Origin of the sequence: Lentzea pudingi (genome assembly GCF_014646255.1) — a bacterium.
Lineage (GTDB): Bacteria > Actinomycetota > Actinomycetes > Mycobacteriales > Pseudonocardiaceae > Lentzea > Lentzea pudingi.
Genome location: NZ_BMNC01000014.1, coordinates 1 through 15,879, shown reverse-complemented (window position 1 = coordinate 15,879; position 15,879 = coordinate 1). Strand labels below are relative to the sequence as shown.

General features: G+C 66.0%; 15 protein-coding genes. 8 read left to right on the top strand and 7 right to left on the bottom strand.

The window, feature by feature from the left end; translation table 11 throughout:
• The first annotated feature begins 1 nt into the window (after window position 1).
• Together nuoN and IEY88_RS33755 are read left to right on the top strand one after the other, a co-directional pair.
• Window positions 2–1,579 (top strand): NADH-quinone oxidoreductase subunit NuoN, encoded by a 1,578-nt coding sequence (gene nuoN / locus IEY88_RS33760; protein ID WP_189158974.1) that lies wholly within the window; start codon window positions 2–4, stop codon window positions 1,577–1,579.
• Between the two features lie 19 nt (window positions 1,580–1,598).
• The gene (locus IEY88_RS33755; RefSeq protein ID WP_189158973.1) at window positions 1,599–2,600 is read left to right on the top strand and encodes a polyprenyl synthetase family protein; all 1,002 of its coding nucleotides are present in this window, start codon (window positions 1,599–1,601) and stop codon (window positions 2,598–2,600) included.
• A 3-nt stretch (window positions 2,601–2,603) separates the two neighbouring features.
• On the opposite strand, the gene rarD is transcribed toward IEY88_RS33755, so the two are convergent.
• On the bottom strand, window positions 2,604–3,527 hold the full coding sequence (rarD, locus tag IEY88_RS33750; protein WP_189158972.1) for an EamA family transporter RarD: 924 nt from the start codon (window positions 3,525–3,527) through the stop codon (window positions 2,604–2,606).
• Between the two features lie 145 nt (window positions 3,528–3,672).
• Here rarD and IEY88_RS33745 point away from each other — a divergent pair, with 145 nt between their 5' ends.
• A complete protein-coding gene (locus IEY88_RS33745; protein WP_189158971.1) occupies window positions 3,673–5,841 on the top strand; it encodes a sunset domain-containing protein in 2,169 nt (722 codons plus the stop codon).
• A 59-nt stretch (window positions 5,842–5,900) separates the two neighbouring features.
• Here the strand turns inward: IEY88_RS33745 and IEY88_RS33740 are convergent, their stop codons facing one another.
• From IEY88_RS33740 to IEY88_RS33725, 4 genes are all read right to left on the bottom strand, one after another.
• On the bottom strand, window positions 5,901–6,950 hold the full coding sequence (locus IEY88_RS33740) for a 2-oxoacid:ferredoxin oxidoreductase subunit beta (RefSeq protein WP_189158970.1): 1,050 nt from the start codon (window positions 6,948–6,950) through the stop codon (window positions 5,901–5,903).
• A complete protein-coding gene (locus tag IEY88_RS33735; RefSeq protein WP_189158969.1) occupies window positions 6,947–8,785 on the bottom strand; it encodes a 2-oxoacid:acceptor oxidoreductase subunit alpha in 1,839 nt (612 codons plus the stop codon). The genes IEY88_RS33740 and IEY88_RS33735 overlap by 4 nt, the downstream gene beginning before the upstream one ends.
• Window positions 8,786–8,996: 211 nt before the next feature.
• Window positions 8,997–9,737, bottom strand: coding sequence for an enoyl-CoA hydratase (locus tag IEY88_RS33730; RefSeq protein WP_189158968.1), 741 nt, complete (start codon window positions 9,735–9,737; stop codon window positions 8,997–8,999).
• A gap of 10 nt (window positions 9,738–9,747) precedes the next feature.
• The gene (locus IEY88_RS33725; RefSeq protein ID WP_177224552.1) at window positions 9,748–10,197 is read right to left on the bottom strand and encodes an Lrp/AsnC family transcriptional regulator; all 450 of its coding nucleotides are present in this window, start codon (window positions 10,195–10,197) and stop codon (window positions 9,748–9,750) included.
• A gap of 66 nt (window positions 10,198–10,263) precedes the next feature.
• Here IEY88_RS33725 and ddaH point away from each other — a divergent pair, with 66 nt between their 5' ends.
• From ddaH to IEY88_RS33705, 4 genes are all read left to right on the top strand, one after another.
• Window positions 10,264–11,166, top strand: coding sequence for a dimethylargininase (ddaH, locus tag IEY88_RS33720; protein ID WP_189158967.1), 903 nt, complete (start codon window positions 10,264–10,266; stop codon window positions 11,164–11,166).
• 290 nt (window positions 11,167–11,456) lie between these two features.
• Entirely contained in the window at window positions 11,457–11,753 is a 297-nt protein-coding gene (locus tag IEY88_RS33715; RefSeq protein ID WP_189158966.1) for a type II toxin-antitoxin system Phd/YefM family antitoxin, read from the top strand.
• A 76-nt stretch (window positions 11,754–11,829) separates the two neighbouring features.
• Complete coding sequence (locus tag IEY88_RS33710; RefSeq protein WP_189158965.1) at window positions 11,830–12,141, top strand: hypothetical protein; 312 nt, start codon at window positions 11,830–11,832, stop codon at window positions 12,139–12,141.
• A gap of 15 nt (window positions 12,142–12,156) precedes the next feature.
• Complete coding sequence (locus tag IEY88_RS33705; protein WP_189158964.1) at window positions 12,157–12,396, top strand: type II toxin-antitoxin system RelE family toxin; 240 nt, start codon at window positions 12,157–12,159, stop codon at window positions 12,394–12,396.
• A gap of 36 nt (window positions 12,397–12,432) precedes the next feature.
• Here the strand turns inward: IEY88_RS33705 and IEY88_RS33700 are convergent, their stop codons facing one another.
• Window positions 12,433–13,062 (bottom strand): site-specific integrase, encoded by a 630-nt coding sequence (locus tag IEY88_RS33700; protein ID WP_189158963.1) that lies wholly within the window; start codon window positions 13,060–13,062, stop codon window positions 12,433–12,435.
• Between the two features lie 144 nt (window positions 13,063–13,206).
• Here IEY88_RS33700 and IEY88_RS33695 point away from each other — a divergent pair, with 144 nt between their 5' ends.
• On the top strand, window positions 13,207–13,911 hold the full coding sequence (locus IEY88_RS33695) for an HAD hydrolase-like protein (RefSeq protein WP_189158962.1): 705 nt from the start codon (window positions 13,207–13,209) through the stop codon (window positions 13,909–13,911).
• A gap of 417 nt (window positions 13,912–14,328) precedes the next feature.
• On the opposite strand, the gene IEY88_RS33690 is transcribed toward IEY88_RS33695, so the two are convergent.
• On the bottom strand, window positions 14,329–15,879 hold a 1,551-nt coding region (locus IEY88_RS33690; RefSeq protein ID WP_229694024.1), incomplete at its 5' end, for a Fic family protein.

Sequence of the window (15,879 nt, the reverse complement as noted above, 5' to 3'; positions counted from 1 at the left end):
CGTGAACCTTCTCGTCGCTCAGGCGCAGACGATCGAGGCGCCGGAGATCGATTACGGTGCCCTCGCGCCGCTGCTGATCGTGCTCGGTGCCGCGTGCATCAGCGTGCTGCTGGAAGCGTTGCTGCCCAAGCATCAGCGGTGGGCCGTGCAGCTCGTGCTCACGCTCGTGACGCTGGTCGGCGCAGTCGGCTCGCTGATCCTCTACGCGACGTCGGAGCGTCCCGAGCAGGGCGTGGCGACGCTGGCGGGCGCGATCGCGGTCGACTCGCCGTCGCTCTTCCTGTGGGCCACGCTGCTGGTGCTGGGCTTCGGCTCGGTGCTGCTGATCGCCGACCGCTCAGTGGAGCCCGGTGGCGCGTTCGTGGCGCAGGCCGCGATCCGTCCCGGCACCGTGCAGGACCGCGCGCAGGCGACGAAGACCGGCATGCAGACCGAGGTCTTCCCGCTCACGCTGTTCGCGCTCGGCGGCATGATGACGTTCGTCGCGGCGAACGACCTGCTGACGATGTTCATCGCGCTGGAAGTCCTGTCGCTGCCGCTGTACCTGCTGTGCGGCCTGGCTCGCCGCCGTCGCCTGCTCTCGCAGGAAGCGGCCGTGAAGTACTTCCTGCTCGGCGCTTTCGCCTCCGCGTTCTTCCTCTACGGCGTGGCCCTGCTCTACGGCTACGCGGGTTCGGTGAAGCTCTCGGCGATCGCGACCGCCGCCGGCGGCACGGACCGTTCCGACACGCTGCTGTTCGCGGGCTTCGGCCTGCTGGTGGTGGGCCTGCTGTTCAAGGCCGCCGTCGGTCCGTTCCACGCCTGGACCCCGGACGTGTACCAGGGCGCGCCGACGCCGGTGACGGCGTTCATGGCCGCGTGCACGAAGGTCGCCGCGTTCGGCGGCATCCTGCGCGTGCTCACGGTGGCGTTCGAGAACACTCAGTGGGAATGGCGTGGCGTGCTCTACGGCGTCGCGGTCGTCTCGATGGTGATCGGCGCGATCCTCGGTCTCACCCAGACCGACGTGAAGCGCATGATCGCGTACTCCTCGGTGGCGCACGCGGGCTTCCTGCTCATCGGCTCGATCGCCCTGACGCCGGAAGGCGACGCTCCGGGCGTGAGCGCGACCATGTTCTACCTGCTGGCGTACGGCTTCACCACGATCGCCGCGTTCGGCATCGTGTCGCTGGTCCGCAACTCGGACGGCGAGGCGACGCACCTGTCGCAGTGGGCGGGTCTCGCGAAGCGGTCGCCGATCGTGGCGGCCACCTTCACGTTCCTGCTGCTGGCCCTGGCCGGCATCCCGCTGACGTCCGGCTTCATCGGCAAGTTCGTCGTGTTCAGCGCGGCGATCGACGCCGGTCTCACGCCGCTCGTGGTGATCGCTCTCGTGGCCTCGGCCGTGGCGGCGTTCTTCTACCTGCGGGTGATCGTGCTGATGTACTTCAGCGACCCGGCCCCGGACGGCCCGACCGTGACGGTGCCCGGCGCCTTCACCACGATCGCGATCACCTTGGGCGCGGTGGTGACGTTGGTGCTGGGTTTGTGGCCCACGTTCGTGCTCGATTGGGCGGGTACCGGCACCTTCCTCAGCTAGGTGTACGTAGTCTGCTGGTGTGACCAGTAGCGAGCATTTGGGACCGGGGTTCGCGTTGGTGGACCCCGTGCTCACCGAGGTAGTCCAGGACGGCCTGGCCGAGGTGGAGCGCTGTCTGCACGATGTCGTGCAGAGCGAGTTCCACCCGGTCACGGAAACCTCGCTTCACCTTGTGGAGGCGGGCGGGAAGCGGATCCGCCCGCTCTTCACACTGCTCGCATCGCAGTTCGGCGCCGACTGGGACCGGGACAAGGTCATCAAGGCCGCCACTGTGGTCGAGCTCACCCACCTCGCGACGCTCTACCACGACGACGTCATGGACGAGGCGACCATGCGGCGCGGAGCGGTCTCCGCGAACGTCAAGTGGGACAACAGCATCGCGATCCTGACGGGCGACTTCCTGTTCGCCCACGCGTCCCGGCTGACGGCCGACCTGGGGACGGACGCGGCCCGGATCATCGCGGAGACCTTCTCGGTCCTGGTGACCGGCCAGATGCGCGAGACCGTCGGCCCGCAGCCCGGCGAGGACGTGATCTCCCACTACATCAGGGTGATCGAGGAGAAGACCGGCGTCCTGATCGCCACCGCGGCCAGGTTCGGCGGCATGTTCTCCGACGCGACCGACGAGCAGACGGACGCGCTGCGCCGCTACGCCGAGGTCATCGGGGCCGCGTTCCAGATCTCGGACGACGTGATCGACATCGCGTCGCCGTCGGCCGAGTCCGGCAAGACCCCCGGCACCGACCTGCGCGAGGGCGTGAAGACGCTGCCGATGCTCTACGCGCTGGCGGATCCGTCCGAGACGCGGCTCGCCGAGCTGCTGGCGGGGCCGATCACCGACGACGAGCTGGTGGACGAGGCCCTGCTCCTGCTGCGCAAGTCGTCCGGCATGGACAAGGCCCGCGAGACCCTCGACGACTACGCGGACCGCGCCCGCACGGAGCTCGGCAAGCTGCCCGAGTGCGCCGCCCGGGACGCGCTGGAAGAGCTCGCCACGTACGTCGTGGAGCGTTCTCGCTGAGTCTCAGCCGACCGGCGCGAGCTGTTGCTTGCGCCGGTTGCGGAGCGCGTCGACCGTGAAGATCGCGAGCGCCAGCCACACCAGGGCGAACCCGATCCACCTGCTGGCGGGCATCGGTTCGTGCACCACGAACACGCCCCAGGCGAACTGCAGCACCGGAGCGAGGTACTGCAGCATGCCCATCGTGATCAGCGGAATCCGTTGCGCGCCGGCCCCGAAGAGCACCAGCGGGACCGCCGTGACGATGCCGGTGCTCAGGATCAGCAAAGTGTGGCCGGTGCCCTCGGTGGTGAACGTGTTCGCGCTGCCGAGGAAGAGCAGGTAGGCCAGCGCGATCGGGGCGATCACGGCGCTCTCGGCGGTGAGGCTGGTGATGGAGTCCAGCGGCACCTTCTTCTTGAGCAGGCCGTAGACGCCGAACGAGAAGCCGAGGACCAGCGAGATGATCGGCAGCCTGCCGTAGTCGACGGTGAGCACGATCACAGCGACGACGACCACGCCGATCGCTACGGTCTGCGGCAGCCGCACGCGTTCCTTCAGGAAGATCATGCCCAGCGCGACGCTCACCAGCGGCGTGATGAAGTAGCCGAGCGCTGACTCCACGACGTGGTGGCTGTTGACCGCGTAGATGTACGTGCCCCAGTTCACCGTGATCAACACAGCGGCTGCGGTAACGATGAGCCAACCCTTTCCGGATAGTTCGAGGAAAGGTCGCCACCGTCGGAGGATCATGACGACGATCGCGAGCGTGACGAACGACCAGACGATCCGGTGCGCCAGCACCTCGATCGGCTGGGCGGGTACGAGGAGTGGCCAGTACGCCGGGAACAAGCCCCAAAGGACGTAGGCGAGTGCGCCGTAGGTGACCCCTCGCCCCTGGGTGTGAACTTCTGGCGAAGTGATGGCCGAGGTTGTCAGAGGGGGCACAAAATCCCACTCTACGCTGGGCTTTCCACCCGTTATTTGCGCTGAACGGCGTAGTGACGGAGCATCATCAAAGGCACTGTAGTTTGGCCATGCTCACCCTTCCGAGTGAGTGGGGTCGGAGTGTGGTCGTAGAAGGGGCTTACCCGTGAACATCTTCGGGCAGGTCTGGCTGTGGAGCCTGCTGTCCTTCGTTGCGGGAGTGCTGCTCACCTGGTTGGTGATGGTGCGCCCCGCGCGAAAGCAGATCGCCGACCTGGATGATCAACTTCTCGACGCGCGTCGTTCCGCCGCGCCGGTCGGGGCGAAGGCTGTCGACGCCGACTTCGAGGTCGACGACTGGGACGCCGCGCCGCCGCGGTCGCTGAGCGACGAGGTGCTGACGCCGCCCGCGGCCGTTCCGGCGCTTCCGCCGGCGCCCGCGCCGTACGTCGAGCCGCCCGCCTACTTCGGCGAGCCCGTGCCGGCCCCCGCGCCGCCGCCGCTCCCGGTGCCGGTGCCGCCTCCCGTCGTGGAGGAGCCCGAGCCCGTCGCGCACGAGCAGGCGTCGTTCGGCCAGGTCCAGCACGAGCAGGAGCCGTACGAGCAGGCGCAGCGCGAGCAGGAGCCGTACGGCCAGACCCAGCGTGAGCAGGAGCCGTACGACCAGGCGCAGCACGAGCAGTCGACGTACGAGACGACGACGTTCGAGGCCCAGCCCGAGGTCGAGGAGGAGCTGGCCGCGCCGGTCCGCCAGTACCTCGAGCCCGAGGAGGCCCAGCGCCGCTTCGAGGAGCAGCTGGCCGAGCAGAAGGCATTGGCCGACGCCGAGGACGACCGTCCGCGTTCGCTGTTCGAGCGCCTCGCCCCCGGAGACGTCCCTCCGGAGACCCCGGCCGAGCAGACGACGGTCCTGTCGAACTCCGGCCTGGAGGCCGCGGACTTCGACGACGAACCGGAGCTCCCGGCCGAGCAGACGTCGTACGTGCCCACGGTCCCGCCGGTCGCCGCTCCCGGTGCGCCGGCCGCCCAGCCGACCGCGGGGCCCGAGGTCGACGAGCAGGCCGACGACTTCATCTACCAGCCGCGTGAGGTCTGGGCGCACGACGAGCCCGAGACGTTCTCCGACGAGGCCGCCGAGCACGAGGACGAGCCCGCCGGCACCCGCTCCGAGCAGACGTCGTTCATCGCCGTCGAGGAGAGCAGCTGGCCGGACAACGACCTCACCGGCGAGTACCCCGGCCTGCGCGACGAGATCTCCGGTCAGCTCGACGGGTTCACCGCGCCGTCGTCCGAGGTGGAGCCGGAGTCCCCGGCCGAGCAGACCGGGCTGATCGAGCCGATCGTCGAACCGGTCGACCTGGACGCGCCGAGCGTGCGCAACGGGGTCTTCGAGTCGACGCTGGCCGAAGAGCACGACCTGTTCGCGGAGCCGGAGGTCGAGCCTCGGACCGCGCACGAGGAACCCGAGCAGGCCTACGAGCCCGAACAGGTCTACGAGGAGTTCGTCGAGCCCGAGTACACCGGGATGTTCTCCCAGCCGTTCACGGCTCCCGGTGCCCCGCCGCCCGCGCCGTTCTCGGCCTTCGAGCCGAGGGTCGAGAACGAGGAGACGCAGGAGCGCACGCCACGCACCGTCGGCGCTGCCTTCTCCCACGGCATCGAGGTTCCCCTCGCTGCTCCGCCCGCGCCGGTCGCTCCGGTGGCGGACACGCGGCGCTCGCTGTTCGAGCCGCTGCTGGAGGCCGACGAGCCGTTGCCCGCTCTCGGTCAGACCCGCACGCTGCCGGACACGAGCAACGACCAGCCGTTCGTGCCGAAGTTCGTGCCGAGCGACGAGCCCCTGCTCGCCGCCCCGCCCGAGCCGGAGCCCGAGCCGGTCGACCTGCCGCCGCGGCACACCGAGGCGGGCCTGCCGATCCGCGAGGCCCGGCGCACGACGCAGCAGCGCCAGCAGAGCTTCCCGGCGTTCTCGGCGTTCGAGTCCCCGAAGCAGGAGCCCCAGCCCGCGGCCGCCGCACTCCCGCAGCGCCCGCGGCCGGTCGGCTTCTCACCGTCGACCGGCGGCCGTCCGAACGGAACGCCCGCGAGCGGCGGCCCGTCCTCGGCGCGGTTCCAGCAGCCGGAGGGCTTCAACCCGCGTTCGCCGTTCGGCCCCGGCTCGGTGCTGCCGAAGTCGGACGGCCACGCGCCGGCCGAGGACTTCTCGGTGAAGGCCACGCTGACCGGCCGTCGTTACTACTCCGAGGGTTCCGCGAACTTCGGTGACACGCGTGCCGACGTGTGGTTCCGCACCGAGGCCGACGCGGAGAAGGCGGGCTTCCGCCCGGCACCCTGATCGTTCCGACGAAAAAGGCCCCCACCGCGTTCGGTGGGGGCCTTCTTCGTGTCCCGGGTCTAGCCGACCACGGTCCAGGTGTCCTTGCCGTGCAACAGCTTGCTCAGGTCGGCCGCCTTGGAAGCCTTGGCCTCGTTGACCTGCGCGCGCACGCCGTCGTCGTACGTCGTGCGGTCCGCACGGCGGAAAACGCCCGTGACGGTGTGCGTGAGGTCCTGCGTCGACAGCCGCGAGAGCGCAAACGACAGGTTCAGGTCCGACGCGTCGTGCACGACGATCTCGCTCGCGTCCACGTCCGCGGACTTCGCGACCGCGAGCCCGAAGCCCTCGCGCACCACGCAGTACTCGCCCTCACGACCGAACCGGATCGGCTCGCCGTCGACGACGTGGATGATCCGCCGCTCCGCCTCGTCCGGGTCCTTCAGCACGTCGAACGCGCCGTCGTTGAAGATCGGGCAGTTCTGGTAGATCTCCACGAGCGCCGACCCGCGGTGCTCGGCGGCCTGACGCAGCACGGAGGTCAGCCCGGCCTTGTCCGAGTCCATCGCGCGACCGACGAACGAGGCCTCCGCGCCCAGCGCCAGCGACACCGGGTTGAACGGGTGGTCGACCGAGCCGATCGGCGTCGACTTGGTGACCTTGCCCGGTTCCGACGTCGGCGAGTACTGGCCCTTGGTCAGGCCGTAGATCCTGTTGTTGAACAGCAGGATCTTGAGGTTCACGTTGCGCCGCAGCGTGTGGATCAGGTGGTTGCCGCCGATGGACAGCGCGTCACCGTCACCCGTCACCACCCACACGCTCAGGTCCGGCCGCGCCACGGCGAGTCCCGTGGCGATGGCCGGCGCACGGCCGTGGATGGAGTGCATGCCGTACGTGTTCATGTAGTACGGGAAGCGGGAGGAACACCCGATGCCCGAGACGAACACGATGTTCTCGCGCTTGAGACCCAGCGTCGGCAGGAACGACTGCACGGCGTTGAGCACGATGTAGTCACCGCAGCCGGGACACCAGCGGACTTCCTGGTCGGACTTGTAGTCCCTGGCCGACTGCTTCTCGTCGGTGGTGGGAACCCCGGTCAGGCCGGGGATTCCGAGGTCGATCGCGGTCACGCGGAAACCCCCTTGATCACGTCAGCGAGCACGTCCTGCAGCTCCTCCGCCTTGAACGGAAGGCCCTGCACCTTGGTGTACGACACGACGTCCACCAGGTACTTCGCCCTCAGCAGCAACGCCAGCTGGCCCAGGTTCATTTCCGGCACGATGACCTTGTCGTACGACTTCAGCACTTCACCCAGGTTCTTGGGGAACGGGTTGAGGTGCCGCAGGTGCGCGTGCGCGACCGGGAGGCCGAGCTTGCGGACCCGGCGAGCCGCCGCGCCGATCGGGCCGTAGGACGAACCCCAGCCCACGACGAGGACCCTGGCGTTGCCGTCCGGGTCCTCGACCACGACGTCCGGCACCTCGATGCCGTCGATCTTGGCCTGGCGCAGGCGAACCATCTTGTCGTGGTTCTCCGGGTCGTACGAGATGTTGCCGGTGACGTCCTGCTTCTCCAGACCACCGATGCGGTGCTGCAGACCGGGAGTGCCGGGCACGGCCCACGGACGCGCGAGCGTCTCGGGGTCGCGCGAGTACGGCTGGAAGATCTCCGGGTCCGTCGCGAACTCGACCGTGAGGTCCGGCAGCGTCTCGACGTCCGGGATCATCCACGGCTCGGAGCCGTTCGCGATCGCGCCGTCGGACAGGAACAGCACCGGCGTGCGGTACTTCAGCGCGATCCTGGTCGCGTCGACCACGGCGTCGAAGCAGTCCGAGGGGGACTGCGGCGCCACGATCGGCACCGGCGACTCGCCGTTGCGGCCGAACATCGCCTGCAGCAGGTCGGCCTGCTCGGTCTTCGTCGGCAGACCGGTGGACGGGCCACCGCGCTGCACGTCGATCACGAGCAGCGGCAGTTCGGTCATCACGCCGAGGCCGATGGTCTCGGACTTGAGCGCGATACCGGGACCGGACGTCGACGTCACGCCGATCGCGCCACCGTAGGACGCGCCGAGGGCGATGCCGATGCCCGCGATCTCGTCCTCGGCCTGCACCGTGGTGATGTCGAAGTTCTTGTGCTTGCTCAGCTCGTGCAGGATGTCCGACGCCGGCGTGATCGGGTACGTGCCGAGCACGACGGGCAGCTTCGAGAGCTGGGCCGCCGCGACGATGCCGTACGCCGTCGCCGTGTTGCCGGTGATCTGGCGGTACGTGCCGACGTTGAGCTTCGCGGGCGCCACCTCGTAGGTGACGGCGAAGGCCTCGGTCGTCTCGCCGTAGTAGAAGCCGGCGCGGAACGCCAGGACGTTGGCCTCGGCGATGTCGGGCTTCTTCGCGAACTTCTCGCGCAGGAACCGTTCCGTGCCTTCGGTCGGCCGGTGGTACATCCACGACAGCAGGCCGAGCGCGAACATGTTCTTCGCGCGTTCGGCGTCCTTCTTGCCGAGGCCGGTCTCCTCGAGGGCACCGATGGTCAGCGTCGCCATGGCGACCTTGTGGACCTGGAACTTCTCGAGCGAGTCGTCTTCCAGCGGGTTCGAGTCGTACCCGACCTTCGTCAGGTTCCGCTTCGAGAACTCGTCGGTGTTGACGATCAGGATGCCGCCGTCCGGCAGGTCGACGACGTTCGCCTTGAGCGCGGCGGGGTTCATCGCGACGAGGACGTCGGGACGGTCGCCGGGCGTCAGGATGTCGTAGTCGGCGAAGTGCAGCTGGAACGACGACACACCGGGCAGCGTGCCCTGTGGTGCGCGGATCTCGGCGGGGAAGTTGGGCTGGGTGGCGAGGTCGTTGCCGAACGCCGCCGCTTCCGACGTGAACCGGTCTCCGGTGAGCTGCATGCCGTCACCGGAGTCACCGGCGAAGCGGATCACAACGCGATCCAGCTTGCGAGTCTCAGTGCTCATTCCTACGCCGATACCTCTCTCCAAGGGTGGCCGTGCCCCACCACGAGGGTAGTCGCCAGGACCGCCTGCGAGACGGGCCGTGTACCACCAGGCGAGACGAACTGTCCCATCTGCCGCAACGGGTCCTTAACTCAACGGTAAGCACAGCACCACCAGCGGATACCCGAATGCGGCAGACGTCACCCTCGATACCTGTTACCCAAGGTAACACCTACCGCCCGCTGATCCGAGTCTTCATCGCGGCAAGCCTCGCAGCGAACTCTGGAGTGTCGATCGAAGCGACCTGTGGCCGCAGCTCCGTCTCGACCGCCTCCGCGTGGTCGTGCATTGCATCGGTCGCCCGCATCGTCGCCTTGATGGTCCGGACGAGTTCCGCCGGTGCCTCGGCTGCTGCCCTGGCCAGCTCGTGGGCCTTGGCGACCGGGTCCTCGGCCCTGGCGTAGGCCAGCCCGTGCGCGACGGCCTGGTCGGCGTCGAGGATCTGCCCCAGCAGCGTCATCGCCATGGCTGTCTGCGGGCCGACGATCCTCTGCAACATCCACGTCATGCCACCGCCGGGGTGGATGCCGAGCTGCAGGAACCGCGCGTCGAACCTCGCTTTGGGCCCGGCGATCCGCACGTCCGCCGCCAGCGCGAGGTTGAGCCCCGCGCCGACCGCCGCACCGTTCACCGCGGCGATCGTCGGGATGGTGGCGTTCGCCACCGCGAGGAAGCCCGCGTAGATCCTCCTGAGCCCCTTGTCCTTAGAGTTGCCGAGCTGCGTGAGGTCCGCGCCGGCGCAGAACGCGGGCGGCGCACCCGTGATGATCAGCGCGTTGGCCTCTAGTTCTGCTTGTTTGACCTTGTCCTCGAGCTCGCGGGACAGGTCGATCGTCAGTGCGTTGCGCCGCTCCGGATCCTTGATCGTGATGACGGCGACGGAATCGTGGTGCTCCAGCAGAACCTCAGCCATGGCCCGCACCCTAGGGCGCGATGGGCCGGTCCAGGAGTCGGGACAGCACAACCGTCGACACGGTCCGGTCGATGATCTCGACGGCCCGCAACCGCTCCAGCGCCGTCTCGAGGTGGTGGATGTCCGCGGCCCGCAGGTGCACGATCGCGTCCGCCGCCCCCGACACCGTGTAGGCGGCGCTGACCTCGGCCATCGGCTCGAGCCGATGCTGGATGTCGTGCGGCGCGACGTTCCCCTTGCAGTGCACCTCCACGAACGCCTCGGTACCCCACCCGAGCGCCTCCGGGTCCACCACGGCCGTGAACCCCCTCAGCACCCCCGTGTCCAGCAGTTTGTCCACCCGCCGCTTCACCGCCGGAGCGCTCAGCCCGACCTCCTTCCCGATCTCCGCGTAGCTGGAACGGGCGTTGGCCATGAGGCACGAAATGATTCGATGGTCGATGCTGTCCACACGCAACATTCTGCCCTAATCAACGCAATGTCGCGGCGTTGTTCGATGGTCTGACGGCCGTTTACATTTCGATCCATGACCGTATCCATCTCCGGGCCCGGCGAGCCGATCACGCTCGACATCGCCGCACCCATCGCGTCGGCACAGGATCTCCTTCCCGTGCGCGTGCCCACGACCCGTCGGTACCTCATGTGCCCGCCGACGTACTTCACGGTGGAGTACGCCATCAACCCGTGGATGGATCCCACCCGCCCCACCAGCACAACGCTGGCGGTGGAACAGTGGACCGCTCTTCGCGAGACCTACGAGCGCCTGGGCCACCAGGTGGAGGTCATCGAGCCGGTACCGGGCCTGCCGGACATGGTGTTCTCGGCCAACAGCGGCACCGTGATCGACGGCCGAGTCCTGGGCTCCCGCTTCCGCGCCGCACAACGCTCGGCAGAAGCCGACCACTTCCGCCGCTGGTTCCTGGGCGCGGGCTACAAGTCCGTGGTCATGCCCACCGCCGTGAACGAGGCCGAGGGCGACTTCACCTGGACCGGCTCTCTGTTGCTGGCCGGCACGGGCTTCCGCACCGACCCCCACGCCCACGGCGAGGCGCAGGAGGTCCTCGGCGTCCCGGTCGTCTCCCTGCAACTGGTCGACCCGCGCTTCTACCACCTCGACGTGGCGCTGTTCATGCTCGACGACCAGTCACCCACCCCACTGGTCGCCTACTACCCAGAGGCGTTCTCGCCCGGCTCGCAGCAGGTCCTGCGCCGCCTGTTCCCGGACGCCGTCATCGCCAACGACGCCGATGCCGTGTGCCTGGGCCTGAACGCGGTCTCCGACGGCAAGCACGTCGTGATGCCCCTGGAGGCCACGAATCTGGCCGAGCAGGTGGCGCGGCGCGGGTTCGAGCCCGTGTTCGTGGACATCTCGGAGCTGCGCAAGTCGGGCGGCGGCCCGAAGTGCTGCACGATGGAACTGCGCGGCTAGACCTCGCCCACGCAGTCCGGTTCCGCTGTTCCTGCGTGAAGGCCTCAAACGCCGGTTGACCTGCTCCTATGCTGTCAACGACGTCAGCGTCGGTAGGTCACCGTCTGTCGCTAACTGCGGCCTTCTGCGGTTGTCTCTGGAACATGTGTGGAACAAGAGGAGCCCTCTGGCGAGATCATCGCCAGGGGGCTCCTCTGTGTAGTCTAGCTGCGGGAACGTCTCGCCAGGCCAATCGTGAGGCGCGCAGAGTGGTCGGTGTGTTGGCGTAAATTCTGGCTATAATTTTGCCTATGGAGACGCGCGTTCCACTAGCTACTGCCCGTAATCAGCTATCTGAACTCGTGGCACGAGTCGAGAAGACTCATGAACGTGTCACGTTGACCAAGCATGGGGCCGATACGGTCGTTCTGATCGCCAAGGCCGAGCTGGAAGGCCTGGAGCAGACCATTGAGATCCTGTCTGCCGAGGACGACTCGCGTGGGCAGGTCCTCAAGGCGATTCGCCAGGCGCAAGAGGACGTGGCGCAAGGCAGGATCGCTGACATGGACGAGTTGATCGAGTCGCTCAAGCGTCGCACCGGGGAGTAGCCACCACCCTCTGTGCAGGAGTAGCGCCATAAGTCATGCGTTAGAGGTCTTGACAGTGGCGCTACTGTTGCACCAAATGACTCGACGCAGCGGCTCTGAACGCTCCCCCTATGACGTCGTCTGGCCCGCCACCGTGGTGGCAGCGCTCAAGAAGTCTGAGTTGCGGTGGCAAGCCGACCTCATCGTCAACTTTGTTTACACTGAGCTAGCGTTCGACCCCACCGAGTTTGGTGTCTACGGGCGCAAGTTCGGAGGCGCGAAGCGCGAAGGGGAGTACTCGGTAATCCAAAAGCACTTCTACGTCATCTACGAACTCAAGGGCAGCACTCTCACGGTCATGGATGTCAGGCCCCGACACGATCGCGGCACCCGTCCCGGACGCCGCTAACTGTAAGGACCTGACATGACCTATCGCTTGTCGCTAACCGAGACTGCTACTGAGGAGATCTCGCGCCTACCAGCTCGGGATGCGACAGTTGTCCTTAACTTCATCAATGAGCAGCTCAGCAGGAAGCCCGAGGTGCTAGGCACTTCGTTGACCGGGGCGCTCAGAGGGTTGCTCGCGATCAAACACAAGCAGTACACGATCATCTACGACGTCGATGATTCAGCTCGAGTAGTCAACGTTCTAAGGGTTGGTTAGCGCGTAGGCCTCAGCTGGTCTCTGAGGCCCACGTCGCTAAATGCGATTGTTTAGCAGGTTCTCGATTTTTTGGTTCGACTTCTCCCGTTGCCCGTCTAGCACCTTCGCATAGACCTTCAACAGCACGTCGACCGTGTGCCCGGCCCGCTCCGCGACCTCCGCCGGAGGCAGGCCGGCCGCGAGCCACGTAGAGACCGCCGCATGCCGCAGGGAGTACGGCGTGTCCGCCAATGGCGACTCGAACTGCTCCGGCGATATTGCAAGCTCACGAACGCGACCCCACGCGTGGGTGTAGACCGTCGCATTGATCGGTCCGCCGCTGATCATCCCGCGGAACAGCCGCCCATCCGACGTGGTCCCGAAGGTCTTCAGGTGCAGTCGGAGGATCCCGACCAACACGGGAGGAATCGGCACCGGTCGGACGGCGCCCTCAGCCTGCTGCTTGAGCGAACGTGTCTCCCACAGTTCGCCAGAGTCGGTGTACCGCCCGTTCGCTCGTGAAGCCGACTTCTCCAGGATGAGTTCACCCCAGCCGGTCTCGGGCAGCTTGCAGTCAGCCTCCCTCAGCCGGTTGACCTCACACGGACGCAGAGCCGCGTAGTACATGGTCGCGAAGAACCCGTACAGGTAGTCGTACTGTCCGGTTGTGGTGCCCGCATAGGTCACAGCCGCGAGGCACTGGCGCCCTTGAGCCGGGTTCACGACCGATCGAGGGTCAACCTCGCTCGTGCCCCGCTGCACCGCGGACTTCAGCCCGGTGACCGGGTTGGCATCGAGTTCGCCGACGTCGACCGCGAACCCGAGCAGGTGGTGAAGTACGCCGCGCCGGGTTCGTGTCGTCCACGCGGCGGCAACCTTGCCGTCAACTTCAGTCTCGCGGCATGGGGCGCGATGTACGAGCGAGCGGTCCCGATGGCGATCGGCCGGCCTTTCCAGCAGCTTGCCGACGTGAGCGGCAGGACCGAGCTGGACATCATCGCCGAGACCTTGAAGCTTCACGAGGTCGAGCCGACCGATGAGGCGATCGGCAAGCTCGCGAACGCGCTCATCGACAGCTACGAGGCCGGCCGCGACGAGTTCGCATCACGAGCCCGAGTGCTTCCAGGAGCCAGGGAAGCTCTGGAGGCACTGGAGGTTGAACCGACCGTGCATCAAGGGGTGCTAACCGGGAACCTTCGGGCCGTCGCTCGCATCAAGCTGGTCGCGCTCGGACTGGAACAGTTCCTCGACCTGGAGACGAGTTCGTACGGCGACGACCACGCCGATCGGGCGGAGTTGGTGGCGATCGCCAGGGAGCGCGCGGCCCAGCAACTCGACACGCAGTTCGGACCGGACGACACGGTGCTCATCGGCGACACTCCGCGGGATGTGACCGCCGCTCTGGCCGCAGGCGTACAGGTCATTGCAGTGGCGAGCGGAAAGAGCAGCGTCGAGGAACTACAGGCCGCCGGTGCTCGGAAGGTTCTCGCGGACCTGACGAACACCACCGAGCTGCTGCGGCTGATCAGGGCTTAGAGCAGCCGCGTTCAGAGTTTCTTTTCTTCATCAAGGCGGCCCCCTGCGGGGGCCGCTGGCCGTTAGCGCCTACCCGATGACGGCAGACCGGCGCGCCTCTTTCTCCGCCGCGCCCAAGGCCGCCTCCGGCGTCCGGTCGCGGCGGGTAGGCATGCGCGCCGGTCGACCGTCATCGGAAAGGAACGCCCAGCGGCCCCCGCAGGGAACCACCATGGAGGTCTCTTTACTACAAGGCGTTCGTTTCGAACGGCGGAGTTGGTACGAGCGCGATGTGGGCGACCGATCATGTGGTCGGGGCGCTCGGCTGCCGCGCCTATGGACAGCTCGATGCCTTGGCGGCATCGACCAGCCCACAGGCTTGCCTACGTTGGCGGTCTACCGTGTCATGCAGACCTTGTATCGACGATAACCGCAGTTTCATGCCGTCGCCTCGTTTTGGTGTAGCTTTTCGGTCAGCCGTTCTACCGGCGTCCATGCGTGAGCGCGACCCACCTTTCCTTTGCGGAGGAGTCCGCGGTTTTCAAGATCGAGAAGGTCTTGTCTGGCGGTTTCCTGACTTACATTATGGCTGCGCGAATGCGACAGGGCCGTGTAGCGAGTGGTTGAGTCCTTTGCGGCGTTTTCAAGCAACGCAAGCTGTCGATGGTTGAATTGATTCGGCAGCATTGAAAGGGATCGCTGAAAGCTGCGGACTTCTGTCATCTTGGAAGTGAGGTAGTCGTGCAATTCCTTGATGGCCCTCTGAATTACTTCCAATTGATAGATGTAGAAGTACGTCAGATCGTTGTGGTCTTGTTCAGTGTAGAGAAAGCTTCGAGCGTACTTCGCTGGCGCGGCCTTTAGGATCTTAGATATTGCAAGGAATTCGGTTAGCCAGTAACCTTGATTTAGCATCGACCAGTAAAAAAGCGCGCGTGCGGTGCGGCCGTTCCCGTCCTCGAAAGGGTGTTCATAACTGAGCATAAAGTGTACGGTGATGGCGCGCAGGATCGGTGGGATGTACGCGCCGTCAGTCTGCCCGTTGGCAAACTCGCATAGGCGTCCGACTCGCTCTGGTAGCTCAGATGCTGGTGGAGGCGTGTGAAGGAGGTTGTTCTCGAAGTCATAAACACCCACACGCTCTTCGTCATCTAGTTGAAATCTTCCCGAGGCGTCTGGGTTTTCCATCGTGTCATCGGTGACCATGCGATGTATCTCGCAGATCAGTTCCGGAGTAAGCTTTTCGTTGCGGATTTCGCCGATATGGCGCATGGCAACGTAGTTGTTAAGGATCATCTTCTCGTCGCGTGTCCGAGGAGCCCTGCCGGTGCGAAGCATCTCCTTGGCTACTTTTCGTGTCGTAGAAGCGCCCTCAAGTTGACTCGATGTGATCGCTTCTTCCATGAGTGAGCTCACTAGGAAGCGGTCTCGCGTTACTGGATTCGTTACTTGTTCGCTGATTGTAATTTGACCACTTGCATCGCGAGTGATTTCCTCCATTGCCCTTAGGATCTGGTCAGGTAGAGCGTATGAGAACTTGGTGCCGTGGACATCGGTCAGGTTCAAGGCGCGTTGGACATTATTGCGGGAAAAGCGCACGATGAACCACCACTCTTCGTGGCTCAGTCCATCGGGTGGAGTTTTGTAGCGGAGCTTGTCCCATGGTAGGTATGGATCTGCTGTTCCACGCATGGTCAGGCTTCTGACGAGAAGTTCAGTGAATCTTTCGGCGCTTTCTTCTTGAATCTTATTGCCGATTTCCCTGAAATCAGGCGGTGGCATCGGCCGCTTCATCGCCATGCTCTCCCGACAGTAGGCGTCACCAACTCCAAGTCCAAGTTGCACTTGGACTTGCCTAGGGTAGCTGTATCTGCCGCTCGTGGCTGGATCCAGCGCCAAGTTGGTCCAACCTTTGGAGTTGGCGGTGGTCAATCTGGCTGTCTGTGTGGCGCTGGGTGTGTACTGAACTCCCAGCGAGCGCCAAGTTGG